The organism is Microbacterium sp. Leaf351 (genome assembly GCF_001423825.1).
Taxonomy (GTDB): Bacteria; Actinomycetota; Actinomycetes; order Actinomycetales; family Microbacteriaceae; genus Microbacterium; species Microbacterium ginsengisoli.
Genome location: NZ_LMPK01000034.1, coordinates 20157 through 20501, shown reverse-complemented (window position 1 = coordinate 20501; position 345 = coordinate 20157). Strand labels below are relative to the sequence as shown.

Here is a 345-nt window from a genome sequence, read left to right as displayed (position 1 = left end):
GGGAGACTTTGAAGCTTGGACGCCAGTTCAGGTGGAGTCATTGTTGAAATACCACTCTGGTCACTCTGGATATCTAACTTAGAACCGTAATCCGGTTCAGGGACAGTGCCTGGTGGGTAGTTTAACTGGGGCGGTTGCCTCCCAAAAAGTAACGGAGGCGCCCAAAGGTTCCCTCAATCTGGTTGGCAATCAGATGTCGAGTGTAAGTGCACAAGGGAGCTTGACTGTGAGACTGACAGGTCGAGCAGGGACGAAAGTCGGGACTAGTGATCCGGCAGTGGCTTGTGGAAGCGCTGTCGCTCAACGGATAAAAGGTACCTCGGGGATAACAGGCTGATCTTGCCC

1 rRNA gene (cut by both window edges) is annotated in these 345 nt (G+C 53.0%); it reads left to right on the top strand.

The window, feature by feature from the left end:
* A 23S ribosomal RNA gene (locus ASG00_RS10235) occupies nt 1-345 on the top strand (it extends past both window edges: 2137 nt to the left, 373 nt to the right).